Below are 24722 nucleotides of genomic sequence, written 5' to 3'. Positions count from 1 at the left end.
ACAGTAGGGGCTCCCACTGACAGCGGTCCCCGACGGGTGACGGGCGCGCTCAGGGCCCGCACTCCGCCCACACCGTCTTGCCGCTCGGCGGGTACGGGCGTGTGCCCCAGTGGTCGGCGAGGGCGGTGACCAGGAGGAGGCCGCGGCCGGACTCGGAGTCCGTGGGCGCGACGGGGGCGGGGGCGGGGAGGTGGTCTCCGCGTGCGTCGGTGACCTCGATGCGGAGCCGGCCGGCCGCCGGGTCGAAGCGGAGCGTGAGGCGGAAGTCGCGGCCCTGGACGTGGCCGTGCAGCGCCGCGTTCGCGGCCAGCTCGGCGACGATCTGCTCCCCGCGCTCGGCCACGGACGGTGACACCTGCCAGGCCTGGAACTGCGCCGCCGCGAGTAGCCGCGCGAGCCGCGCGCCGCGCCGGGTGGAGGACAACTGCTGTACGAAAGTCCTGACGGCAGCGGTGGCCGACGCGGACGTGGTGACGTTCATGGGGCCACCGTGCGGGGCGCGCGGGGGCGCACGCCATACGGAAGATCCGTACGCTGCGTGAGTGTACGGCGGCGGTGGCTGTGCTTCAGGAGCCCGCGGCCAGGTGATCCTCGACGAACTGCTCGAAGGCCCGCGCGGCTGCGGAAGGGCTGCGTCCCGTCGGGGAGGCGAGCGAGATGGGCCAGTCCAGGTCGGCGTCCGTGATCGGGACGGTGGCGAGATCGTGGTCGGGGGTGACGGCACCGCGCGGCAGCAGCGCCAGGCCGAGACGGTGGCGAACGAAGTCCACACCGGCAGTGATGTCGTTGATCTCGATGGTCACGTGCCGCCGAATTCCGGCGGCGGTGAAGGCGCGGTCGGTCACCGCCCGGTTCCCGTAGCCGGACGGGAAGTCGACGAAGGGCTCGTCGGCCAGGTCCGAGAGCGTTGCCGTGCCGCGGCCGGCCAGGGGGTGCTCCTGGGGGACCACGAGGTCGAGCGGTGTCGAGGTCAGGTGACGCAGCCGTGCGGCGGCCGGGGAAGGCCCGGGGATCGAGACGAAGGCGAGGTCGAGCCGGCCTTCGGCCAGCGCGGTGACGAGCCCCGGTGATCCTCCGCTGGACGCGGCCGTCGCCAGGCGCAAGGAGATCTCGGGATGACCGCGGTGGAAGTGGCCCAGCAGGGCGGGCAGGTCGAGAGGCCCGAGTGAGCTCATGGTGCCGATGTGCAGGGTTCCGCGCAGCCCGCCCTGGACGGCATGGACGGCGTCGCGCGCGTCCCGTACGGCGTCGAGCGCCGCCCGGGCCTTGGGGAGGAGCTCGAACCCGGCGTCGGAAAGGGTGACCTTCCGGGTCGTGCGCACCAGCAGAGGGGCGGCCAGTTCACTCTCCAGAGCGGCGATCGTGGCGGACACGGTGGACTGCACGAGGTGCAAACGGGCTGCGGCGCGGGTGAAGCTGCGTTCCTCTGCCACGGCGACGAAGCACTCCAGCTGACGTAGTTCCACCCCCCATTTATAGCGCACACCGATCGATGTCATCGGCAATCTTCGTTGGACTCGATGCCGTGATCGTCGCAGGCTGGCATCCGGCACCCGGCACCGCTTAGGGGGCCGCATCCCAGCAACCATGAGGAGTAGGACACGTGAGTCTGTTGATCACCGGAGCGCGCGGCGGCATCGGCGCCGGTCTGCTGCGGCGCCTGCACGCGTCCGGGTACGAGGTCCGGGCGGCGAGTCGCGCCCCGGAACGGCTCGAGCTGCCTGCCGGCATACCCGCCGTCGCCCTCGACCTCGCGGACCCGAAGACCTTCGCTCCCGCGCTGGCCGGCGTCACCGACGTCTTCCTCTACGCCGAACCGGCCGGGATCGAAGCCCTGCTGAGCAGCGCGATCACGGCCGGGGTCCAGCGGGTGGTACTGCTCTCGTCGGACTCGGCGGCCCTCCCCGACGCGGAACACAACGCGCTGGCCCGGCACCACCTGCGGGTGGAACGTGCGCTACGGGCCGCCCCGCTGACGGCGACCGTGCTGCGCCCGGGCGGGTTCGCCACCATGGCGCTGCACTGGGCGGAAGCCATCCGTGCCGGCCGACCCGTCGAACAGCTGCATCCGGACGCCCAGCTCGATGTCATCCACCCCGAGGACATCGCCGACGTCGCTGAACTGGCCCTCACCAGCGACCGACTGGACGGCGAGACCGTCGCTCTCGGCGGGCCGGAAGTGCTCAGCTTCCGTGACCAGGCGCGGATACTGGGCGAACTGCTCGACCGTCCGGTCGACCTGTGCGAACCCACTCGTCAACAGGCAGCCGGGCACCTGAGCGCTCATGTGCCCGCGGCGTTGGCCGATGCCATCCTGGACTACTGGGCCGCGCTGCCCACCGAGCACCATGAGGCAGCACGCTCCACCGAGCGACTGACCGGCCGCCCCGGCCGCCCGTTCCGCCGCTGGGCCGCCGACAACCTGGACCTGTTCCGATGAACAGCCGCCTGCGCACAGCGGCGCCCGGCTGAGGACGCGGGTGACCTCGCCGGCCGTATGCCGCCGTATGCCTGCGGCTGTCGGCGGCTGTCGGCGGCTGTCGGCGTGAGAGGAGACCGGACAAGCTCGTCGGAACGGTGGTCGAACGTGTAGTGGCGGTCGGCCGGATGTGGTTCGCTGCGAGGGTGACTCAGGAACTGGAGACCGTCGCCTTCGCATCCGCCGAGGAGTTCGAGGCGTGGCTCGGCGAGAACCATGCCGTCTCGCCCGGCATCTGGCTCAAGCTGCGCAAGAAGGGCCCCGGAATCGTCGCGCTGGACTACGCCCAGGCGCTCGACGTGGCGCTCTGCTACGGCTGGATCGACGGGCAGAAGGCCGGATTCGACGACCAGTGGTGGCTCCAGCGGTTCACCCCGCGCAAGCCGGGCAGCAAGTGGTCCAAGGTCAACCGGGACAAGGTGGCCGCGTTGACCGAGCAGGGCCGGATGCGTCCGCCGGGGCAGGCGGAGGTCGACCGCGCCAAGGCGGACGGCCGCTGGGAGGCGGCCTACGACGGCGCGAAGACCGCCACGGTGCCGGACGACCTCGCGGCGGCGCTGGCCGCCGACCCGGCCGCGGCGGCGTTCTTCGAGACACTGGACCGGCAGAACCGCTACGCGATCCTGTACCGGATCCAGGACGCGAAGCGGCCCGAGACCCGGGCGCGGCGGATCGAGAAGTACGTGGCGATGCTGGCGAAGGGCGAGAAGCCGCACCCGTAGCGGTGGAAAAGGCCACGAACGACGACCGTGCTCCCGTCACCACGGCTGAACCGCTCGGCCACCTCCGACCCGAACCGCTGACGCGAGGCCCGCTGTTCGTCCGCGTGGCCTGGGGCTGCGGCACGACTCGCCGCAGCCCACCCGCGCTCGCGCAGCGCGCAATCAGCGCCGAGCGCAAGGGAACGGGTCAGGCGGAGTGCCAGCGGTCGCGGCCGTCGGAGCCGGGGCCGCAGACCATGGGGGTGCCTGCCGCGGTGACGCCGGTGGCGCCGGCCGGGGAGCAGAAGGAGCCGGGGTGGACGGTGCCGGCGCTGCCACCGGACGAGGAACTGCTCCCGCCGGACGAGGAGCTGCTGCCGCCGCTGGTGGAGCTGCCGCCGCCGGACGACGTCGAGGAGCCGCCGCTCGACGACGACGAACTGCCACCGGTCGAGCCGCCGTTTCCGGTGCCGCCGTTGGTCGAACGGGCGTTGTTCGAACCGCCGTTGGTCGAGGTGCCGCCCGTGGTGGTGTGGGTGCCGGGGGTCTTGTCGTGGTGGTCGGGATCGTTCGCGGGGATCTTGTACGTCGTGTTCTTCTTCGACGGGCACTTCTGGACCGTGTCCGCGTCGGTCCAGCGGCCCAGGTCCAGCCGGACCTTGGTCGTGGAGGTGACGTCGCTGTTCTCGGCGGGGCGCTGGAAGCAGACCCGCCACTCGTCGCCCTTCGCGGCGGCCTGCTTCGCCGTGGGCGCGTCGACGTCGAGGTAGACGTCGTCGAGGGTGACGTCGGCCGTGTCGATGCCGGCGCGGTCCAGGGCCTTGAGCGCCGTGTTGTACGTGTCGCCGACGACGTCCGGCATCGTGGGCCAGGGGAGGGCGCCGCCGTCCTTCACCGGGCAGGGCTCGTCGTCCTTGACGGCGGCGAAGGTGACCATCTTCTCGGTGGCGTCGGCCTTCTGGAAGCACACCGTCCACGCCGACCGCACGGCGATCGCGCGGTCCTCGGGGGACGCGTCGTGGCGTCCGAGCGTGTAGCCGGCCGCGCGGGCGCCCTTCTCCGCCTCGTCCAGGGCCTTGCCCGTGTAGTCGGTGAGGGGCGGGGCCTTCGAGGCGGCCGGGGACGCGCTCGCCGCGGCGTTCTTCGCACCCGCCTCGGTCGTGCTCGGTGCGTTGTCGTCGAGCTGTCCGCCGATGCCCGCGCCGATCACCGTCAGGAGGAAGGCGCCGAACGTGGCGCCCAGCCGGGCGTACCAGCGCCACGGCGGCAGCACCCACACCGCCACCATCGCGCCGATCATCACCAGGAAGCCCAGCGGGAAGCTCACCGCGCTGAGCACCGCCATGAGCGCCAGGAGGCCGAGCACGGCGGGGGTGGTCCGCCACCAGGGCCGGGATCGGGGCGGGGTCCAGCGCGGGGGCGGAGGGGTGTTGTACGGGTTCATGGGCGCTCTCTCGTTCTTCGGCGATCGGCGATCGGCGATCGGGGATCGGTGACCGGCGGCCGCCGGCCGACGGCCGGTGATCTGCGATTGGCGTGTGGCGTGGTCGGTATTCGGTGTGGGCGGTCCGGGCCGGGCTCTTGGCGCGGGTACGACGTCCAACCGGCCCGGCCGCCTTGCCGTTACGCCCCGTCAGTTGGCCAGTGCCGTGCGTTCCACGTGGGCGACCTTCACCGACGCGATGTCGGACACCCCGTGCTTGTCCTGGAACGTGCCGTACGAGGTGAACTCGCTCTTGTCCGCGTCCGTCTTGCCCGGCGCCAGGTGTTCTACGCCGAGGTACGTCTGGCCGACGTAGTCGCCGTCCTTGTCGAAGGCGTTGACGAGGACGGAGTAGTTGGCGGGTTCGTCGCCCTCGTTCGTGATCTTGTAGACGAACTCGTACGTCGACTCCGGCTCGGCGTCGTCGTCCGTGTCGCAGTCGTTGAACGTGTAGGTGTCCGTGTCGTCGCAGTACGCGTCGTCGTCGCTGTCGTCGTCCACATCGCTGTCGCCGGTGACTAACTTGCCGCCGGAGACAGCGACATGGTCCATCGGGTCCCCGTCGCCCGACAGCGCCCAGTAGCTAACACCGCTGCCCACGACGAGCACGGCGGCTGCGGCGGCGACGAGGCGGATGCGGTTGCCCCGCCGTCCCGAACCGCCGCCGGGAGCCGGCGGAACCGGCGTCGGGGGAGTGGCGGGCACCGGAGGAGCGGGGACGGCTTCCGGTCCTTCGGGGGTGTTGTCGGACATGCGGGCGACCGTGACCGCACCGCATGCAGAGCCGCAGGCCGGTGAGCCACTCATGCCCATGCCCGCACTCACCCCTGATGCGCTGCGTGGTGCGGTCGAGCGACTGACGCCGAGCCGCATGCCGACATTCGTCCGTGATCTCGTCGACGCGACCACCAGCGCTCAGCAGGAACAGTCCCTCGCGCCACTGCGCACCTTCGTCCACACGTGGGGTGTGTTCGTCGCGATTCAGCGGTACCCCTCACGCGGCGCGCGCCTGCGACATCTGGAGGAGATCGTGAGTGCCGGTGTCGAGGATCCGACGGATGCCATCGCGGAGATCCGGAAGATCCACGCGGACGCGGCGGCCGAGGTCGGGCTGTGACCGAGGGGAGCGGTAGCGCAGTCAGTTCGTCTGGCTGCTCTCCTACGAGGGCCCCGAGACCTTCGCCGAGGGCAACGCGCTGTACTGGGCGTCGCCCGAGCGTGAGGCGATGGGGCTCGCGCCGGACGACGACCTCGTGCACACCGACGACCGCACGGTCGAGCAGCGTTACTGATGCAGGCGAGGTCCGGCGGCAGCACCTGCTGCCGCCGGACCTCCGCGTCCAGCGTGCGGAACACCCGTCCGCGTACCCGCGCCTTCAGCCGGTCTCAATTATTGAGCTCACGCGGATCTGTGTGATGTTGCGGGACTCGCGGAGGGAAGATTTCGTCCACTTTTTCAGGGAGCGCAGAATAAGGTACCCACGCAGTGTGCATCGGTCCCGTCAGTAGTTCGATCGAGGGAGTGTGTCCGATGTATTCGTGTATCGCCTGTAGAGTGGCGGAGCCCCGATCATCCACCCTGACCGCATGACGTTGGGCAGAATCCCAGAGTGTCTTCCGAGCGTAAGCGCGCAGTGACGACGGATTGAGAACTTCGAAAACCTCAACGAGCTTCCCGCTCTCCCATCGCCAAACCGTATCCATTCCCGTGCCGCCATTATGGTAGAGCACTGCCTCGGACTGTTGAGAGATGCCACTCAACAGGTTCTGGCATATCGATGCCGCCCCCCACGCTTCAAAACAGAGGGACCATTCACCCAGCTCAGTTGCTCGCACCACTGCACCGTCTGGGTCGGAGGGAACTAGCTTCTGCGATTCCCACAGGTCCAGTGCGGGTTCGCCTGAGGCCGGCTGTTCCACTCCCATGCAACGCAACAGAATGTCTGGAGAAACACCGCGGATGTAGGACAACTGGAATCCGGGAAGCTCGAGCCCGAACAGTGCGTCCTCGTCACTTGAGGAATATGACACTATACCCCCCGGCGGGCCGCCTTTCGAAGCATGCGCCCGCTCTCGCTGAAGTCGGCTCTGATCGCGACGCTAGAAGATCAGGTGAGTGTTGGGTGAACTATGAAGTCCTCGCCGCCGATTACATGCCAGCTATTGATGAATCCAGCGTACTTGGAGCCGGCGGTGGTGTTCTGTAGCAGTGGAACGTGTGAACGGACGCATGGTTCTTTGCCGGTGTTGGGATGGTTGGTGAAAGTGTGTATGTGCCACGACTTGTCGTCGGTGTGCCAGAGTGGGACTATTTCGGCGCACAGCGCCCCGTCGGTACCTCCCTGCTTGGTACCCGCGAATGGGTATTCATCGCAGGAGTCGTTCGGCACAATATCATCCCTGGGCTCGAATTTCACCGAGGCCAGATCCTCGCAGGTCTGTCTCCTGTTCTTAGTTTTTTTGGCTACATCGTCGATGCGTGTCAGCTTGGATTCCGAGGTTCCGAACTTTCCCGCCAAGTAGATCTCTCCGTACAGATACGTGACTGCCGCGGCCCCGTATCTGTTGTCCGCAGCAGATATACTGAGAACGGGAATGTGGGATGCAATCACGCATCCAATTGACGTATTCCTGACCATGGTTTTGTCGCACCTGACAGGTCTCGTGGCACTCCAGGTGGCCGGAGTGCCAGTAGCTGGCTTAGTGGCCGGCCTCGCGCTGTAGGTGTATGAAGGCGAGAGGTTGTTGCTCTCGCCGGCTGCTGGGGCGGCGCTGAAAGTGATATCCGCAGTCAGGCTTTCTCCCGGGACCATAGGGGTCCCTGTCGTGGGCCAATTCGAAAGTGCCACGCAGGATCCCCCGCTGCACCCCGCGTTGAACAAGACGTTCGATGTCGCCAATGGCCCTTCGCCGTCAACAAGCGTTATCAGATCCTCCTCTTGCCAGAATCCGCTGTTCCTGTGGAGAGTCCCTCTGCCGTTGATAAGGCTGTGGCTAACGAATACTCCATCTTTGGCGTCAGTGAATGTCGTAGTGACGGTCAAGTTGTAGCAGTAGCTGAATCGAGAATAGTTGTACGAGTTGAGCGTAACCGAGCAGCTCGCGGGAGTTTCTCCGTCAGTTCCCGGGTCCGAGTCGTCGTCGTGCGCCTCATCTGTGTCGTCCAGAGTCGACATGGCTGATTTTGTCGCCGCAGACAAGTCGGCTGCAACTTGGTTGCAGAGTTTGTCCCCGTTCGTGAACGTTTCGCAGCTCTTTCGGGAGGGTGACACTCCGTCACTGAGGCTTTTCGGCTGTGAAGTAGCCAACTTGGACGCTATTTCAGTCTGCGTCACTTTACCGATGTCGACGAGCCCGTCGAGAGGGCTCGCCTGTGCCGCAGGACTCCCTCCTATTATCGACACTGCTAACGTGGACAGAGCGACAAAGGTCACAGGCCATCTGTGTCTGAACGATTTCTTCGGCATGGAGTACCTCGGATCGCAGCGGTGCGGTTGGTCGATAGTCTTCTGATCGGACCCGCCGCAGGCCAGTCGTAAGGCGCATGAATGGCTGGAATTCACTTCATGAGTGGCCGGTGTGAGCGTCCGGTCGTTGGCGGTCAGCCTTTCCGCGGTTGCTCCATGAACTACTCAGTGCGCCACCAGCTCCGGTCTCGACCGGTTCTCCCAGGCGGGACGTGGCCAGCACATCGCCGAGCGGTGGCGGGCAGGACGGACGGCCACGCCGGGGGCCGGGGTGCGGCGCCGGCGAGGTGGTGGCCGAGGAGGGCGTGCGCCCTTCTCGCAAGATCCGGAAGATCCGCGCGGACGCGGCGGACGAGGCAGGGCTGTGACCTGACTGGAAGTGGGATGACAACCCGAACGAGGAGTACCCAGACCGCCGGCCTCCCGGTCGGTGTCATCGCCGAGGTGGGGCGGATCGCCACCGAACAGTTATCGCGTTGACCTCGGCAACGGGCATTTCCGGAAGTGCTCCTGCGGACTGCCGCGTGAACGTGTCCGTACGGTGCGTCAGCGTACGGACGCGTTCGGTGGACTGTACGAATTCCGGTGGGTCACGGTGGGAACCTTCGCACCCTGATCGCGGGGGACTTGGCGCGTGTGTATGTATCTGGAGGTGACCTCGCAATGACGACGACCGACCACGTGGGGGCCGTGGATCCGGCGGAGCCGGGGGGAGCGGTGGGGCCGGGGGTGTCGGGTGGGGAGTGTGAGCGGGAGCCGGATCCGTCGGACAGCCTGCGGACGTTCGGGGCGGTGGTGCAGGCGCTGCGCGAGCACGCGGGGCTGAGCCGGGCGGAGTTCGGTGAGCTGGTGCGGTTCTCCAGGCACACGGTGGAGTCCGTGGAGTTGGGGAGGAGGATGCCGGACGAGTCCTTCGTGGAGCGGGCGGAGGGGGCGACCGGTAACACGGGGGCGTTGCGGCGTTCGGCCAGGTTTTTGACGAGGGGGGACGTGGGCCTTGCGGCCTGGTTTCGGCAGTGGGCAAGGCTGGAGCGTACGGCGGTGAGTCTGTGCACGTACGAGTGTCGGCTGATCCCTGGGCTGTTGCAGTCGGAGGGGTACGTGCGGGCTCTCTGCGAGAACGAGATCCCGCCTCTGTCGGATGACGCTCTGGAAACCACCGTGCAGGTGCGCATGGAGCGTCAGCGACTGCTCCGCGAACGACCCAACACGGCGTTCGACTTCATCATCGAAGAGGCAGTGTTCATGCGCCACTTGGGAGGGCCGCAGGTCACTGCGGAGCAGCTCGACCTCATTCTTGAGCTTGGCTTGCTGCGCAACGTCACCGTCCAGGTCATGCCTGCGAACAGCGAGCAGCACGCGTGCCTTTCGGGGCCCGTACGACTGCTGGAGGTGCCGGACGGCCGCTGGCGAGCGTACTCCGAGGGGCAGGAGAACGGCCGCTTGATCACTGGTGCGAAAGAGGTGAGCCGCATCCATATGCGCTATGCAAGACTGCGTTCGCAGGCACTCTCACCCAAGGACTCCATGGGCCTGCTGATGCGGATCAGAGGAGCACTATGAAGACGTCCGAACTCGGTTGGTTCAAGTCCAGCTACAGCAGCGCACAGGGCGACGACTGTGTGGAGATCGCCGTCGCTGAGGAAGCCGTCCACGTACGGGATTCCAAGGACGTGGCAAGGCAGCCGTTCGCCGTAGGGCGTGAGGGCTGGGCTCACTTCGTGGCGTTCGCGGCCGGGGACTGAGCCGCTTGCTCCCGGCGGTGGGCGTGGGGACGCGCACCGCCGGGACGTCACGTCAGCGAAGGTCCGGGCCGCCCTCGTCGACGATCTCGTCGAGCACGCTGATCTTCTCGTCGACGTCGTCGGAGACGTCCGCGTCGGTGAACGTCACGAACGCCTCCTCCTCCGCGAGGTACGGGTACTTCTCCAGCAGGAACCGGCGTCGATACGCCATCTCGGCCGCGTCGACGATCCCTTCCAGCGTCGCCCAGTTGAGCGTGGAACCGACGACGATGCCGAAGGCGGGTACGGCCTTGCCGAGCCCCTTCTTGGTGAGGCGGACGCCGAACGCCTTGGTGAACTTCTCGGCGACCTTGGTGACGAAGGAGTTGCTGAGGACGTCCCACGTCTTGCCGCGGAAGAGTGCCTGGGTGAGCTTCGAGATGTCGGCCATCGCGGCGTTCTTGGCAGTGGCCGAACTCGCGGTCCCCAAGTTGACGACAGACATGATGAAGAGCTTCTCGGACGGGTCTTCGGGGTCGTATCCGTAGAACAGGGAGATCTGACCGACGGCCCGGGACGACAGTCCGAGTACGGCTGCGGTGTCGGCAGTGAACGCTCCCGCGATCGCACCGGCCGAAGGAGCCGCCGCGGCGCCGGCGGAGGCGGTGATCGCGAGCTGTCCACCGGTGATCGCAAGCCCGGCGCCCGCTCCTGAGAGCGCTGCCATGATGGGGTAGTACCAGTTCGCCGCCCGGCCGCGCACCTTCTCAACGAGTTCGAGGTCGAGTTGGCGCACGTCGGAGAGCGAGGCGACCTCGTGGCCTCGCTTGGTGTGGAGCGCCACCACCCGCTTGGGAGAGAGTCCCGCGCGCGAGATCTTCCCCACCGTCTTCCGTACGGACTGCACGGCCGTGCCGCCCCACTCCGGCATGTTCTCGGCGGCGTTGCGTGCCTTCGCGCCGGCCTTGGAGGCGCCCTTGGCTACGAACTCCTGACCTCGCGACACGGCCGACGCGGCGCGAGGGTGCTTCTCCAACTGTTTCGCCGCCTGCTTGCCGAGCCGTGTGACGCCGTTGGCCACGTGCTCGCCGGCGTTCTGCATCGCCTGTGACAGTGGGCGGCCCTTGTACTGCTGGATGGAGTCCCACACCTCGAGTTCGTACTTCGAGGGCATCGGATCGGGCTGGGTCGGGTTGCTCATGGTCCCCCCTGGGATGTGGATGGCGGTGGTGTGCTCTGTCAGGCGCTGTGGCGGGGGCCGTGGCCAGGGGGTGGAGTGAGGGGCGAGGTGTAGGCCTCGCTGCCCACGAGGGGGGACTCCAGGGTGAGGTCGGCCTGCGCCATGCGGTTGTACTCGGTGAGGACGAGGCGCTTGGTGCGGTACTCGCCGTGCTTGGCGATCTCGTTGTTCTTGAGGCCGCCCGACTCAGACTGGAAGGTCTCCAGAATGTAGTCGGTGTCCTCGGCGGAGATGCCGTACAGGTGGAAGAAGTAGGCGTCCAGCTCGGCACGGAGCTGAGCCCTACGGGACTCGTCCCAACGGAACGGCTCGCCCTCGTCGCCGAGGTCGCGGGCGAGGGGGGTCATGTCGTTGGCGGTGTAGACGAGTTCCAGGACGCGGGGGAGGAGGAAGGGGAGGTGCGGTTCGAGGGTGGTGGGGGTGGGGACGGGCAGTTGCTTCCACACGAACAGCTTCATGTGCGCGTCGCTGATCTTCTGCCGGCTGACAAAGTCGAAGATCAAGGAGGACTGGGTGGCGATGAGGGTGGCGACCAGGGGCGGCGAGACGCGCGGGAGCATCAGGGGGTACGTGTGGCCGACGGCGGCTCGTGGCAGGAACGCGGGAATGGCCGTTCGCTCGTTGGTGAAGTACGTGACGTCACGCCAGCCGATCAACCAGTCATGCTCCCAGTTCACTTCGCCGAGGCGGTCCGCGATGCCACGTTCCTTCAGCTCCTTGCCCTTGCGGACGGTGGCGATTGGTCCATGCTCCGCGACCCAGTAGCGCGGGTCGGCGCAGGCGGCCGGGTCCTGCTTCTCGACGGGGTCGATTCGACGGCGGTCCTCGGTGCCCGTTCCGGTGTAGCTGTTCCAACGGTGGTCGAACAGGTGCGCCATCTTCCCTTCGTACAGGGGCAGCATCCGTTCCTTACCGCGCAGGAACACGTTCCCGTCCAACAACCAGCCGGCGTCCTCCAGTTCCTTCCGTGAGCGGAAGAGGTCGGAGTCGTCGGTCATGTCGAAGAGGCGTTTGAAGAGGATGCCCCAGGGGTTGCCGTTCCGACGTCCCTCATCCCACAGCACCGGGATACGCCGATAGATGTCTGCCGCCAGGGCTGCATCACGCTGGGAACGGAACTTGGGAAGCGTGCCCGTATTGGGGTTGATGAGGGCCAGGTCCTCTGAACTCAAGGCGAAGACGCGCTCGGGATCATCGAGTTCGGTGATGTCGCCGATGGAGAAGCCGAACCGAGCAGCACTCTGCCGCAGGCCACGCCCAGTGAGGGAGAGCAGGCAGAACGACTGCTTTGAGTCGATGTCGAACCACTTGCCGCCCTGGGGCAGCGCTGCCGACCTGGGACGCCTCACCTCGAAGTCGTACAGCGAGACCAATGACTTCTGCCTGGTGAAGTGGGAGAAGAGGTGCTGTGAGCCCGCTCCCGTCGCGATGGAGGTCGGCAGGATCACGCCGAACCGCCCCTCTGGCCCCACCACACTGGACATGCGCTCGGCGAACAAGGTGTCGGTCTGGAGAGAGTTGACGCCCTTGACCGTCAGCCCCTTCGCGCACAGCGGGAACACTCCCGAGTTCCCGAGGAAATGGAAGTTCCCCTTGACCGTCCGCCGCGCCTCCCGGTACCGCGCCCCCGCCTCCGGGTGCTCGATCTCCCATTCCGCGATCCGCGTACGCCGAGCCGTACCGGAGATCGCCGCGATGTCCGGGTCGACCACGCTGAAGTACTTCTTGTCCTCGAAGTCGACCTTGTCCCACGGCGGGTTGCCCACCACGCACGAAAACCCGCCCGCCCAGCCCGTGCCCGGGTCGACCTTCGCCGACTCCCCGGAGCCGTCCTCCGGGACCGTGAAGATCTCCGGGAACTCCAGGTGCCAGTGGAAGAACGCGTACTGGTCCCGCAGGCGGGTGATCTCCTCGTGCGTGGACTCGGGGGCCGCGTCGCCCTCGGGGTCCTCCAGGCCGCGGAACACCTTGTCCGTGAGGGCCGGCGGTGCGTCCTCCCGCTTGACCCACACGAACGCCGCGCACCACGCGTCGGCGAGGTGCAGTGCCTGCCGGTAGTCGCCGGACGTCGACCACTCGCGGAACGCGGCCTCCTTGCGGCGTACGTCCGCGAGGTCGTGCGCGGGCGCCGTCGTGATGCGGCGCAGGCCGGACGCGAACGCCGTGTTGGCGACCCGCGTCTCGGACTCGACGTCGAACAGGCCGCCCTGTCCCGCCCGTTCCTGCTCGTTGCGGGCGAGCAGCATCTTCGCCCAGGCCTCGTCGTCGCCCTCGGCCTTCTTGAACGCCTTGTCGGGGATGCCGTCCCGCATCAGCGCGGGCGTCGCGCCGATCAGGCCGTTGCCGTGCCGGATATGGGCATCCAGGAAGCCCAGCGGACGGCCCGGTTCCATGGCCTCCAGCCACAGGGAGACCTTGGCCAGCTCCACGGCCATGGGGTTGAGGTCGACGCCGTAGACGCAGCGCTCGACCACCTCGTGCAGCGCGTGCCGTACCGCCTCCGCCGTCGGCTCGGGGTTGCGCTCGCGGACGGAGGCGACCCGCTTGGCGATGCGGCGGGCGGCGGCGACGAGGAAGTGGCCGGAGCCGCAGGCGGGGTCGCACACGGTGAGGGAGAGCAGTTCCTCGACGATCGCGTCGGAGGCGTCGGCGGGGTCCGTGCGGCCCGCCGCCGCGGCCCGTTCCTCACCGCGCGCGACGGCGGCGTCGATCACCGGGTTCAGCGTCGAGTCGAGGAGGGTCTCGGTGAGCGCGGTGGGTGTGTAGTAACTGCCTGTCTTCTTGCGGTCGTTGCCGAGGCGGTCGACGAGGGCGAAGGTGCGGTCGGAGGCGCTGTGCTTGGGGACCAGCTCCAGCAGCGCCTCGTAGACCGAGCCCAGTTCCTCGGCGCCCATGTTGCGGTAGTTGACCGGGCGCCAGCGCGAGGAGCCGTGGTCGCGCACGCGGGCGAGGTGGCGTACGGCCTCCAGGAAGTACCGGTTGGAGAGGCGGACGCCGTCGAGGGGCGCGTCGGCGTCCGTGGTGTTGAACAGGCCGCCGAGGCCGCGCAGGGCGAGCTCGGGGCGGCCCTCCTCGTCACCGAGGGCGGCGAGGACGAGTTGCAGGGCCTCGTACTGGTCGCTGTGGGCGGTGCCGGTCCGGCGCAGGGCGCGCTCGCGGAGGCGGACGGTGGAGAAGTAGCGGGTGTAGCGGTCGCGGTCCCGCCCGTCGGCCCGCGGGTCCGGTAGGGCCTCACGGTCCTCGGCGACGAAGAGGAAGATCAGCCGGTAGACGAGGCGGAGCAGAGCGGACTGGAACGCGGCCGGGTCCAGGTTCTCGCGCAGTGCCGCGTTGTCGGGGTGGCGCAGGAAGCCCGTGCCGAGCGCGGTGAGGGCGGCCTGGACGCCGTCACGGTAGTGCTCCAGCGCGCGGGTGCCGGACTCGATGGCGACGGTCCGCCAGCTCTCCAGCCAACAAGCCGACGGCGCCGCCCCCTCCGCCACCTCGAACCGGGACACGTGCAGCAGCCGGTACAGCAGCACGAACTCGCTGAAGAGTTCGCCGTCGAAGATCGACTCCAGGTCGAACTCGACGTAGGACGCCGTCGCGAGGGCGCTGGAGTCGCGGAGGAGGCGGACCTGGCGGCCGTTGGTGAGGACGGCCCACAGGTGGGCCTCCGTGCGGTTCAGGCACTCCTGGAGCATGGACTGGGGCGGGACGCTGCCCGGGCCGGCCGGGCGCTTGTCCAGCTCCGCGTTCCACGGGGTCTGGTGGACGAGGGCGTGCTGCCAGTGGTGGGAGACGGGGAACTTCTTCTCCGGGTCCGAGTCCGCCGTGATGCCCGCCGGGCCGACCGGGGTGAGCCGGCCGAAGCCCAGCTCGCGCCAGAGCGGGGCGAGCCAGTCCGTGTCGGCGCGGCCGGTGGGGTCGGTGGACGGGGCGCCCGTCTCCGTCGAACCGGGCAGGTGCTTGCGCAGGTCGCGCCAGAGCGGCTTGAGGTACTCCCAGCTGCGCTCCGCCTCGTCCCGTACCGAACGCGAGGACGGCAGGCCGTAGTCGGCGGGGCCCGAGCCGGGGACGTCCTTGCCCTCGGAGACGCGGACCAGCATGTCGGCCGGGAGCAGGCCGCCGACCGTGTGGACGGCGGTGAACACCTGGTTGCGGGTGGTGGCGGACATCAGGCGGTCACTCCAGCGGAGGCAGAGGCGGCGGAGGCGGAGGCGGCGGACGCCGGGACGGCGGAGGGAGCGGCGGGCAGGTAGACGTAGGCGCCCAGGACGTCGGCCGGTTTCTGGGCCGTCACGGACAGGCCGCGGACGATCTCGCCGGAGGCCGCGCGGACCCTGCGGTGCGAGGCGTCCAGCTCGGCGGCCAGGTCGTCGCCGTACGACTCCAGGTACGGGCGTACGTCGTCCAGTTGGCCGAGGATGCGGGTCATCGTGCGCTCGCCGGCAGCCGGGGCGGTGTTCTCCGTCGCCTGTGCGTCCAGCAACGCCGCTGCACGCTCCGGCGGGAGCCAGACCGCCTTGCCGGGGGCGCCCTCGAAGGCGAGCAGGCGGGCGTCCTCCGCCACGAGCTGCTTGTCGCCGTTGCGGGACGGCAGGGTGAGGTGGAAGCGGTAGCGGACCAGGAGCAGCGTGGTGCGCGTGCTCACCGCGTCCGTCGTGACGACACCGCAGCGGCGGGCCGGGCGGGCGCCGTCCGCCTCGGGGTCCAGGGCGGCGTTCAGCACGTGGGAGGCGAGCGCGCCCACCACCGGGTCCGTGCGGACGAGGGCGGCCTCGCCGCGTGCCACCGCCGGGTCCGTGCGGAACGGGATCGGGCGGTCCTGCTCCACCGTCTCCGGGCCGACCACCGGGGCGAGCGCGTCCCGCAGGCCGGCCGGGGTGCCACCGACCTGCGCGGTGAAGTCCGCGCCGGACGAGGCGGACGAATCGGACGCGCCGGACCCGCCGGGCGAGCCGGACGCGCCCGGTCCGCCGGACTCGCGCAGCACCGCGCCGAGCGCGTGCAGCGACTCCCGTACGAACGTGTCGATCTCGCCCGCCCCGCCCAGCGCCTCCCGCACTGCGGCGACCTCGCGGGCCACCTCCTCCGGGTGGATCGAGCGCTGCGCGAACCGCGAGCGGGACGCCTTCTCCCGGTCGGCGGCCGAGTTCCAGTCCTGCTCCAGGTCGGCGAAGCTCTGCTGGAACGCGTCCGACTCGAACAGCGCCTCCTGCTCGCCCTGGCGGCCGCGCAGCAGCAGCCACTCCACGATCGCGTCCGTGACGCCCGTCGACATCTCGTCGGGGACGGAGACCGAGATGCCGAGGTCCTTCTTGATCTGGCGGTGCTTCTTGATCAGCACCTCGAGCACCTTGCCGTCGATGCCGTTGTCCTCGCCGTACAGCGTGATGACGCGGACCTCGTCGCGCTTCTGCCCGTAGCGGTCGACGCGGCCCTCGCGCTGGTCGTGCCGGGTGGGGTTCCAGGCCAGGTCGTAGTGGAGGACGGCGTCGAAGCGGTGCTGGAGGTTGACGCCCTCGGAGAGGCAGTCGGTGGCGATCAGGACCCGGCGCGCGGCGGCGTCCCCGCCGGCCTCCGCCGCCAGCTCCTCGATGCGTTCGATGCGCTGCTGCGGGGAGAGCGTGCCGGTGACCGCCTTGACGACCGTCCGCGCGCCGAGCGGACCGCGCTTCTTCGCCTCGGGGTCGTTGCCGAGCTGGTCCGCCAGGTACTCGGCGGTCGGGATGTAGCGGCAGAAGACGATCGGGTTGTGGCCGTCGGCCAGCAGCGCCTTGAGATGCTTGATGAGCGCCTTGAGCTTCAGGTCCTGTGCCGGTCCCTCCAACTCCTTGGCGCGTGTGGCGAGTTCGGCCAGACGTGAGCCCGCGTTCTCCTCCGTCTCGGCGCCGGGGGCCACGTCCATGCCCTCCAGCGCGTCGCTGTCCGCGGAGTCGCTGGTGAGCGGGGCGCCGAGCCGGTCGGCCTCCTCGGCGGAGGCGGCCACCGCGGCGGCCGAACGGGTCCGGAGGGTCTGCGCCGCCGCCCTCGGGGACGACACCAGCGAGCGCAGCAGCGCGATCGCCGACCACCAGGCGATACGGGCCTCGCGCCGGCCCCGGCCGTCCGCCTCCTCCACGCGCTCGCTCGCGTAGGCGATCGCGTCGTCGAGGAGGGCCCGGTAGGCGGGGGAGAGCTTGTACGTCTCGTCCTTGAAGTAGCGGTCCGAGGGGAACGCCGTGCGCTCGGCGAGCGAGTCGTCCGCCAGGCCGTCCTCCTTGGTGAGGTACTGCCGTACGTCCGCCCGCTTGCGCGCCACGAAGTGCTGGGCGAGCAGCTTGCGGCCGGACTCCGAGTCCAGGTCCACGTCCGCCAGTTCGGGCCTGACCAGGGCCAGCAGGTTGCGGAACGCGGACTCCTTGCCGCTGTGCGGGGTCGCCGTCACGAGCAGCAGGTGGCGCTCGGCGTCCTCGGCGACGCGGCGCAGCAGCTCGTGGCGGAGCTGGTTCTGCGTGCTCACCTTCGTGTCGTCGGCGGTGACACAGGTGTGCGCCTCATCGACGATCACCAGATCGGGGCAGTGGCGCACGAAGTCGTCACGGTGGCGGGTGGACTTGATGAAATCCGTGGAGACGATGACGTGCGGGTAGCGGTCGAAGAGGGACTGGCCGAGGTCCAGGCCCCGCTCCAGGCGGGAGACCGTCGAGGACAGCACCAGCTCGGCGTCGATGCCGAACTTGGTACGCAGTTCCTGCTGCCACTGCTCGGCCAGCGCGGGCGAGCACAGCACCGCCAGGCCCGTCGCCTCGCCCTGCGCCAGCAGCTCGCTCGCGACGAGACCCGCCTCGACCGTCTTGCCGATGCCGACGTCGTCGGAGATCAGCATGCGCACGGTCCGCTGCCGGAGCGCCATCAGCAGCGGGACGAGCTGGTACGCCCGCGGCTCGACGGCGATCCCGGCCAGCGAGCGGAACGGGCCCGCGCCCGAGCGGAAGCCGACGCGGAGCGCGGTGCGCAGCAGGCCGGCGGCGCGCTGGTCGCCGAGGTCGCCGGGGACCGGGGGTGCGAACTCGGCGCCCTTCACCGTCTCGAAGGCCGGGAACACCGCCGCGATGTCGTCGTCCGAGCCGCCCAGCGGGCGCAGTACCAGCAGGTCGGGCTCGCTCTCGGGGAGCACGACCCAGTCCCGGCCGCGAGCGGTCACCAGCGAGCCGGCGGAGTACGTGAGTGCCATGTCAGTCGTCTGTTTCCTCGAAGGGCCGGATGCGGGCGGTCAGTCGGCGGCGGGGGTGCCGAAGCAGTCGGTGTAGGACGCGGCGAGCGCGTCCCAGTCGTCGCCGGGGCGGAAGCGTACGGCCTCCCAGCCGGCGTCGAGGAGGCGCTCCTCGGCGTCCTCGTCGCGCAGGGCGCTCCGCTCGGTGTCCGGCAGGTCCACGAAGACGGCCAGGCGCGTGCCGGGCTCCCGGTAGACGTAGTCGGGCATCGCGTTGGCCTCGGTGAGCAGGGTGGCGGTCTCCGTCGGCAGATGCAGGCCCCGGGCCTTCAGCCAGCCGAGGAAGTCGCCCTTCGACGCCAGTTCCGCCGCCGTGGCGGTCTCCACCGGCGTCGGCCCCGCCGTCGGCCCGGCGGTGTCCGCGACCAGGCGGCGGTACTGCTCCGAGCGGGACTCCCCGCGCGCCTCCCGTGTCGCCGTCGCCGACGCGAAGCGCACCAGGAGCGCCGCCACCGTGTGGCGGTCGATGCGGGCGTGGTCGAGCTGGTTGCCGTACGTCAGCAGGCACTCGTAGCAGCCGCGCGCGCAGGCCCGGCCGGGGCGGTGGGCCTCGTCGCCCTCGTCCGTGCCGTCGGCCGCGAAGTGGCAGATCTCCAGGGCGCGGCGGGCCGCCCGGGCCAGCGCGTCGTCCTCGGCCTGGAGGCGGCGCAGCACGCCCGCGCCGCCCTCGGCCGCCTCCATGAACAGGATGCGGCGGCGGGGGCCGTCGTCCGGCGGCAGCAGCTCGGCGGTCAGCTCCGCGTCCTCCAGCTCGAACGCCGCCTCGATGCCCCGCTCCAGCGCGTACATCAGCGTCAGCGCGACCGGCTCGGGCAGTGCCTCGTCGAGGGTGACGACGAGGATGTTGCGGCGGTCCTCCACGAAGGGGATGACCCGCTTCTTGCGGCGCCGCTCGTTGCCGTCGGCGTCCACCAGATCCAGTTCGCTGACGTCGCCGGAGGCCTCGGCGGCGTCCTTGTCGGTCATCCAGCGGCCGTCGGCCAGGTCGAGCCAGTAGCCCGGCGGCTCGTCCTGCTTGGCGCGCACCCGGCCGGTGTTGGTGATGCGGACCGTCGCCGAGTCGCCGTACGCGATCCCGGCGAGCGGCCCGCCCGCCGCGTCGGCGACGCTCGCGTTGAGGCGGCCCCGGCGGGCGCCGTGGTCGTGGAAGCGGTACGACGTCTGGAGCCGGAACCCGGCCCGGCGCCGCTCCTCCTCGTCGGAGGAGATCCGCTCCCGGCGGGTGGTGTACACCGTGTGCAGGTGCAGCAGCCCGTAGGTGGCCGAGCCCAGCGGCTCGTCGCAGAAGCCGCAGCGGTCCTCGCGGTTCTTCGGGTCGTGGTGGTAGCCGCAGTGGGCGCAGCGGCGGGCCTCGCCCGTGGTCAGCTCGCCGGAGGAGTCCGGCGGGAGCTGGATGCGGGTCACCTGGTAGCGGGCGCCCTCGTGGTAGATGAGCGCGCCGGGGCCGAACTCGCGGATGGCGAGGAAGCGGGGCCGCTGGAGGTAGTCGCCGTCGCCCCGGCGGCGGCCGACCGTCGGGATGTAGGCGGCCAGCGGCAGGCGCGGGAAGCTGTAGCCGGGCAGGAAGCCCTCGGAGGCCAGATAGCGGTAGGGGTTGAAGTCCGAGAGGACCGACTTGCTGTCGACGCTCTCGTTCATCAGCAGGTTGAGCTGGGTCTCCGCCTCGCGGCGGCGGGCGTTGGCGCGGTTGCGGTCGTACTCGGTGAGGCTGTAGTCCAGTCGCCGCTTGTTCTGCACGTACTGGTCGTCGAGCGCGGCACGGAACAGGGTGCGCCAGCGGTCGAAGGCGTCGTCGAAACGCTCGGGGACCGTGCGCACCCGGTCCTGGATCCAGTCGTCGTGCCACCAGGTGGTGTCGGCGAAGTCGGGCAGCAGTGGGCCGAGGACGCGCAGGGCGGCGTCGACCGTGCGGCGCCGGGCGCCCTCGTCGTGTGCGGCGGCCTCGATCTCCGGCAGCAGCTTCAGCGCCGGGTCGGGGCGGTCGCCGGTGTCGGGGTGGGAGACGTCCAGGACTTCGGGGATCGCGCGGCCGAGGCGCAGGCCCGCCTCGGCGATCCAGATGCCCTGGAGGTGGGAGAGGACCAGGTCCTCGTTGGCGAGGTCCAGGCGGGGCGGGGCGACCGCGCCCGCCACCATGCGCGCGGAGCGGCGGAAGTAGTACTGGTCGTGGCTGTTGCCCGTGGCGCAGTACGTCGTCACCAGCGCGGGCTGGCCGCTGCGGCCCGCGCGGCCGGAGCGCTGGGCGTAATTGGCGGGCGTGGGTGGCACATTGCGCATCATCACCGCGTTGAGCGAGGAGATGTCGACGCCCAGCTCCATCGTCGGGGAGCAGTAGAGCAGCTTCAGCTCGGCCTTGCGGAAGGCCTCCTCGCGCTTCTCGCGGTCCTCCGGCGCCACCTGCGCGGTGTGCTCGCGGGCGAACAGGCCGGAGAGCGCGTCGGCGGTCTCCCGGTACAGCTTGAGGAAGAAGGAGTTGATGCGCGGGCCGTCGCCGCTCTGGTAGGTGCGGGTGAGCGGGTCGTGCGCGCCCGACTCGCCCCGGCCCGCCCGCCACACGAGCGACTGCGCCGCGACCCGGTAGCCCGTCGTCGCCGGGCCGGAGGGCCTGCGGTAACGGCCTGGGCGCCGCGGGGCGGTCTCGACCTCCTTCACCAGGCCCGCCCCGGTGAGGACCGTGAGCAACTGGGCGATGATCAGCTGGAGATCGTCCTGGTCCAGGCCCGCGAACGAACCGTCCGCCCGCCTCAGGTACTTGCCGTACTTGCCGCGCGCGGAGAGGAACAGACTGGAGCGGTCGGCGCCCGGGCGGGAGGGGTGCGGGTACGCCGTGCCGACCCGCGGCTTGTCACCGGCGGACAGGATCCAGGGGTCCACCAGGCGTTCCTCGGTGGCGCGTTGCAGCGACTCGAAGGTGTCGTCGCGGAAGTACGAGACGTCGATGGCGAGGGAGCGGCGCATCTCGTTCAGGAGCGTCTTGACGATCTCCGCGCGCAGGGCGGGGTCGGCGTCCCGGAGCGCCGGGTGTGTGTCCGCCCAGCGGTCCTGCTTGCCGGCCACCCAGTGCAGGTCCTCGTAGTCGATCTCCAGCAGGCCCGTCTGCTCCAGGTTCGGCATGGTGATGCGCCACCCGCGCTCCAGGTCCAGGTAGAGCCGGAAGGCGACCACGTCGCGCAGCGTGCGGGCGGCGTTGCGGGCCAGGCCGGGGGAGAGGTCGGTGTCGCCGGTGTAGTCGGCGGGGGCGAGCGCGAGGGCGTTCGTCACCGCCGAGGCCAGCTCCTCGTGGTGCAGACCGTCCGCGCCGGCGTCCAGGGCCGCGCGGTACAGGGCGCCGCGCAACTGGGTGATCTGCACGAAGTCGTTGAAGTGGCCCGCCTGGAGGGAGGCGTCCTGACGGTTGTCGACGAAGGTGAGGAGCTTGCGCGCCTCCTTGTCCAGGGCCTCCTCCGGCACCGACTTCAGCGAGCGGACGATGGACGCCGAGACGAGGGAGGTCGCGGAGGAGCGGCCTTCCTGGTCGAGGGTGGCCAGCTTGGCGAAGTCACGACCGCGGGTCTGCTCGTAGGCGACGCCGCAGTGGAGGCAGAACAGGAAGGGGGAGGGGACGAAGGCGGCCTTGAGCTCGCCCTGGCCCTCCCGGCCGTAGGGGTCGACGGTGATCGCGCGCGGAACGCGGTCGCGGTAGGCGCGCTTGACGACCTCCTGGCCCCGGTCGTCCACCTCCAGCCAGGACTCCGGCAGCCGGCGGTCGTCCACGGCGTACTGCGTGTTCGACGGCCACTCGCGCTCGTGGTCGACGTACAGATAGCCGTCGCCCTGCCGGCCGCCCGTCGCGGAGGTGTCACGGCGGGCCTCGTAGCGGACCTCGCCGTCCTTCTCGGTGCGCCACACCGTCAGGTACTCCTGCCCGCACTCTCGGCAGAACGCCAGCGGCATCAGCAACTTGCCGCCGCTGCCGGGCTGTTCGAGCTGGTAGGAGCGGGTGAGGTGGCGGGAGGACTTGTCCTCCAGGGTGACGTAGACCGTGTCGCCCTTGGAGAGGAACTGGTGCAGCCGGAACGCGAACAGGGGCCGCTCGGTGACCGGGTGGCGGGCCTGCGAACCTGCCTCCAGAGTGGCGCGGATGGCGGCGGCGCAGTCCTCGGCGGGCACGCCGGACGCCTCGCTCAGCTCCTGCGCCGCCGTCTCGATCTTCGCCGGTCGCTGCCGCACCAGACGGCCCGATGCGTCGTCCTCGACGAGGCCGAAGCGGCCCTCGATCCAGCGGGCCAGCGGGTCGCGCACCAGGTCGTCGTAGCGGCGCGGGGCGGCGGGGGTGCGCAGCCGTTCGGCCGGGACGGTGTCCGGGGCCTCGCCGGTGGCGCGGACCAGGGTCTCGCCGATGACGTGCTCCGGCCGCACCCGGGTGCCGAACAGGGTGCTCGCCACGTCGGCGACCACCTGCCGCTGGTCGGCCGCCGTGCCCTCCGTCGACATCGTGGCGGAGGTGCCGACGCACTGGAGGGCGGAGGCCTGGCAGGCCTCGCGGACCCGGCGGATGAGCAGGGCCACGTCGGCGCCCTGGCGGCCGCGGTAGGTGTGCAGTTCGTCGAAGACGAGGAACTCCAGGCCCCGGGCCATGGTGATCAGGCTCGCCCGGTCGGCGGGACGGGTGAGCATCAGCTCCAGCATGACGTAGTTGGTGAGCAGGATGTCCGGCGGGTTGTCCCGGATCTCCTTGCGCCGGGCGTCGTCCTCCTGGCCGGTGTACCGGGCGAAGGTGACGGGCTCCTGGCCGGCGCCGTACCCGTCGCGCAGGTACTTCTCCAGCTCGCGGAGCTGGCTGTTGGCGAGCGCGTTCATCGGGTAGACGATGATCGCCCGGACGCGCTTGGTGGCGCCCGGGCCCTCCTGGTCGCGCTCGCGCAGCACCTTGTCGACGATCGGGACGATGTAGGACAGCGACTTGCCGGAGCCGGTGCCGGTCGTCAGGACGTACGACGCCCCCGCGGCGGCGGCGTCGATCGCGTCGCGCTGGTGGCGGTGGAGGGTGAGCGGCCGGCCGTCGCAGACGGTGCCGCCCTCGGTCTTGCGGGCCTGGAAGATGCGGGCGCACTCGGGGTGCAGCACCTTTTCCTGGGCGAGCTCGACGACCGTGCCGCCGCCCTGGAAGAAGGGGTTGAGGGAGAGCCAGGGGTCGGGCCACTGGGACTTGCCGTCCAGGTCCCGCTCGACGAAGTCGGCGACGCGGTCGTCGCGGATGACGGTGCCGCCCTCGGTGAAGGAGCGGTAGTCCTTGATGAGGGCGCGGTGGACGCCGAAGACATCCATGACGGAGGAGGGGGTGGGGGATGTGGTCGTGCCGGTCGGGGTGGCGGTCTCTCCGGGGGACCGCCCGCTTTCGGGCGCGGGCGCCGGGGCGGGCTCGCGGAGGGGGACCGTGGGGTCCAGGGCGCCCCAGTGCGGCAGGAGGGGGTGTCCGTCGTCCGCCGCGGCCAGGGGCAGGAGCGCGTCCCGTACGGTGACGGCGTCGGCGGGGCGGTCCGCGGGATTCTTGGCCAGCAGCCGCTCCACCAGCCGGGCCAGCTCGGCGGGGACCTCGGCGCGGATCGCCCGGACGGGGGCGGGCTGCTGGTTGACGTGCCGGTCGGCCAGCTCGTAGGCCGACTCGCTGGTGAACGGAGGGACACCCACCAGCATCTCGTACAGCACACAGCCCAGCGCGTAGAGGTCGGCGGCCTGCGTGACCTGCTTGGCCTGGCACTGCTCGGGCGCCATGTACCGGGCGGTGCCGACGCTGACGCCCGTGCTGGTCAGCCGGGTCTGGTCGGGGTCCTCGACGACGCTGCCCATGCCGAAGTCCAGCACCTTGACGGTGCCGCCCTGGGTGAGGACGACGTTGGCGGGCTTCAGATCGCGGTGGACGACGCCGACGGTGTGGGCGGCGGCCAGACCGGCGGCGATCTGCGCGCCGATGGCGGCGGCCCAGGGGACGGGAAGCTGGGGTTCCTCCGCGATCAGATCGCGGAGGGTCTCGCCGTCCAGGAACTCCATGGCGAGGTAGGGGAGCGGGGCCGCGTCCTCGCCTTCGGTGGTGACGGTGCCGCCCGCGATGAGGCGGGTGAGGTTGGGGTGGCGCAGACGGCGCATGATCCGCACCTCGCGCGCGAAGCGCTGCATCGCCTTGGTGTCGCCGCCGGTGTCGATCCGGCTGCCGGTGCGGCTGCGCAGGACCGTCTTGAGGGCGACGGTGCGTTCCGGGGTGCCCTCCGGGGCGTGCAGATCCTCCGCCTGATGGACCTCCCCCATGTTCCCCCTGCCGATGACACGCCCGACGCGGAATCTGCCGTCGACCAGCCCCTGGCTCACTGCCGCTCCCCTTGTCACCGTGGTCCGTGTTCCTCTGTGCGCGCTG

The 24722-nt window shown here is 70.1% G+C and carries 15 protein-coding genes; 5 read left to right on the top strand and 10 right to left on the bottom strand.

From position 1 onward, the window contains the following. Positions 1–49: 49 nt before the first annotated feature. Positions 50–481, bottom strand: coding sequence for an ATP-binding protein (locus IO29_RS31970; protein WP_030378406.1), 432 nt, complete (start codon positions 479–481; stop codon positions 50–52). Between the two features lie 85 nt (positions 482–566). Beyond that, positions 567–1499, bottom strand: a complete 933-nt coding sequence (locus tag IO29_RS31965) for a LysR family transcriptional regulator (RefSeq protein WP_078618126.1) — start codon at positions 1497–1499, stop codon at positions 567–569. A gap of 104 nt (positions 1500–1603) precedes the next feature. On the opposite strand from IO29_RS31965, the gene IO29_RS31960 reads away from it, so the two are divergent. Both IO29_RS31960 and IO29_RS31955 read left to right on the top strand, forming a co-directional pair. Then, positions 1604–2440: an SDR family oxidoreductase gene (locus tag IO29_RS31960; RefSeq protein ID WP_030378408.1), complete on the top strand. Its 837-nt coding sequence runs from the start codon at positions 1604–1606 to the stop codon at positions 2438–2440. Positions 2441–2607: 167 nt separating this feature from the next. Continuing rightward, positions 2608–3201 (top strand): YdeI/OmpD-associated family protein, encoded by a 594-nt coding sequence (locus tag IO29_RS31955; protein ID WP_030378409.1) that lies wholly within the window; start codon positions 2608–2610, stop codon positions 3199–3201. Positions 3202–3388: 187 nt separating this feature from the next. Here IO29_RS31955 and IO29_RS31950 read toward each other — a convergent pair whose 3' ends face one another. Both IO29_RS31950 and IO29_RS31945 read right to left on the bottom strand, forming a co-directional pair. Continuing rightward, on the bottom strand, positions 3389–4624 hold the full coding sequence (locus tag IO29_RS31950) for a PASTA domain-containing protein (protein WP_030378410.1): 1236 nt from the start codon (positions 4622–4624) through the stop codon (positions 3389–3391). Between the two features lie 189 nt (positions 4625–4813). Next, the gene (locus tag IO29_RS31945; RefSeq protein ID WP_158709281.1) at positions 4814–5416 is read right to left on the bottom strand and encodes an FxLYD domain-containing protein; all 603 of its coding nucleotides are present in this window, start codon (positions 5414–5416) and stop codon (positions 4814–4816) included. Between the two features lie 58 nt (positions 5417–5474). Between IO29_RS31945 and IO29_RS31940 the strand changes: the two genes are divergently transcribed. Beyond that, a complete protein-coding gene (locus IO29_RS31940) occupies positions 5475–5780 on the top strand; it encodes a DUF6247 family protein (protein WP_199806821.1) in 306 nt (101 codons plus the stop codon). 269 nt (positions 5781–6049) lie between these two features. On the opposite strand, the gene IO29_RS40480 is transcribed toward IO29_RS31940, so the two are convergent. Then, positions 6050–6694: a DUF6461 domain-containing protein gene (locus tag IO29_RS40480; protein WP_420705336.1), complete on the bottom strand. Its 645-nt coding sequence runs from the start codon at positions 6692–6694 to the stop codon at positions 6050–6052. Positions 6695–6771: 77 nt separating this feature from the next. Next, entirely contained in the window at positions 6772–7839 is a 1068-nt protein-coding gene (locus tag IO29_RS38745; RefSeq protein ID WP_158709280.1) for a NucA/NucB deoxyribonuclease domain-containing protein, read from the bottom strand. 954 nt (positions 7840–8793) lie between these two features. On the opposite strand from IO29_RS38745, the gene IO29_RS31935 reads away from it, so the two are divergent. Then, positions 8794–9693, top strand: coding sequence for a helix-turn-helix domain-containing protein (locus tag IO29_RS31935; RefSeq protein ID WP_078618127.1), 900 nt, complete (start codon positions 8794–8796; stop codon positions 9691–9693). After that, a complete protein-coding gene (locus tag IO29_RS31930; protein WP_030378414.1) occupies positions 9690–9875 on the top strand; it encodes a DUF397 domain-containing protein in 186 nt (61 codons plus the stop codon). Before IO29_RS31935 ends, IO29_RS31930 begins: the two co-directional genes overlap by 4 nt. Before the next feature lie 52 nt (positions 9876–9927). Here the strand turns inward: IO29_RS31930 and IO29_RS31925 are convergent, their stop codons facing one another. The 4 genes from IO29_RS31925 to IO29_RS31910 are packed head-to-tail and all read right to left on the bottom strand — an operon-like array spanning position 9928 to position 24676. Further along, positions 9928–11055, bottom strand: coding sequence for an EcsC family protein (locus tag IO29_RS31925; protein WP_030378415.1), 1128 nt, complete (start codon positions 11053–11055; stop codon positions 9928–9930). A 38-nt stretch (positions 11056–11093) separates the two neighbouring features. Further along, entirely contained in the window at positions 11094–15251 is a 4158-nt protein-coding gene (locus IO29_RS31920) for an Eco57I restriction-modification methylase domain-containing protein (protein ID WP_030378416.1), read from the bottom strand. Then, complete coding sequence (locus tag IO29_RS31915) at positions 15251–18292, bottom strand: DEAD/DEAH box helicase (RefSeq protein ID WP_030378417.1); 3042 nt, start codon at positions 18290–18292, stop codon at positions 15251–15253. The genes IO29_RS31920 and IO29_RS31915 overlap by 1 nt, the downstream gene beginning before the upstream one ends. A gap of 39 nt (positions 18293–18331) precedes the next feature. Then, positions 18332–24676: a protein kinase domain-containing protein gene (locus tag IO29_RS31910; protein WP_033224524.1), complete on the bottom strand. Its 6345-nt coding sequence runs from the start codon at positions 24674–24676 to the stop codon at positions 18332–18334. Positions 24677–24722 lie beyond the last annotated feature (46 nt).

Origin of the sequence: Streptomyces sp. NRRL F-6676, from assembly GCF_000725625.1 — a bacterium.
Classification (GTDB): Bacteria; Actinomycetota; Actinomycetes; order Streptomycetales; family Streptomycetaceae; genus Streptomyces.
The sequence above is the reverse complement of the archived record's forward strand: the minus strand, read 5'-3'. Positions and strand labels throughout refer to the sequence as shown.

What these genes read in the sequence shown, in the direction of transcription:
- IO29_RS31970 (WP_030378406.1), bottom strand. Translation starts at nt 481, where the DNA reads ATGAACGTCACCACGTCCGCGTCGGCCACCGCTGCCGTCAGGACTTTC.
- IO29_RS31965 (WP_078618126.1), bottom strand. Translation starts at nt 1,499, where the DNA reads ATGACATCGATCGGTGTGCGCTATAAATGGGGGGTGGAACTACGTCAG.
- IO29_RS31955 (WP_030378409.1), top strand. Translation starts at nt 2,608, where the DNA reads ATGTGGTTCGCTGCGAGGGTGACTCAGGAACTGGAGACCGTCGCCTTC.
- IO29_RS31950 (WP_030378410.1), bottom strand. Translation starts at nt 4,624, where the DNA reads ATGAACCCGTACAACACCCCTCCGCCCCCGCGCTGGACCCCGCCCCGA.
- IO29_RS31945 (WP_158709281.1), bottom strand. Translation starts at nt 5,416, where the DNA reads ATGTCCGACAACACCCCCGAAGGACCGGAAGCCGTCCCCGCTCCTCCG.
- IO29_RS31940 (WP_199806821.1), top strand. Translation starts at nt 5,475, where the DNA reads ATGCCCGCACTCACCCCTGATGCGCTGCGTGGTGCGGTCGAGCGACTG.
- IO29_RS38745 (WP_158709280.1), bottom strand. Translation starts at nt 7,839, where the DNA reads ATGTCGACTCTGGACGACACAGATGAGGCGCACGACGACGACTCGGAC.
- IO29_RS31935 (WP_078618127.1), top strand. Translation starts at nt 8,794, where the DNA reads ATGACGACGACCGACCACGTGGGGGCCGTGGATCCGGCGGAGCCGGGG.
- IO29_RS31930 (WP_030378414.1), top strand. Translation starts at nt 9,690, where the DNA reads ATGAAGACGTCCGAACTCGGTTGGTTCAAGTCCAGCTACAGCAGCGCA.
- IO29_RS31925 (WP_030378415.1), bottom strand. Translation starts at nt 11,055, where the DNA reads ATGAGCAACCCGACCCAGCCCGATCCGATGCCCTCGAAGTACGAACTC.
- IO29_RS31920 (WP_030378416.1), bottom strand. Translation starts at nt 15,251, where the DNA reads ATGTCCGCCACCACCCGCAACCAGGTGTTCACCGCCGTCCACACGGTC.
- IO29_RS31915 (WP_030378417.1), bottom strand. Translation starts at nt 18,292, where the DNA reads ATGGCACTCACGTACTCCGCCGGCTCGCTGGTGACCGCTCGCGGCCGG.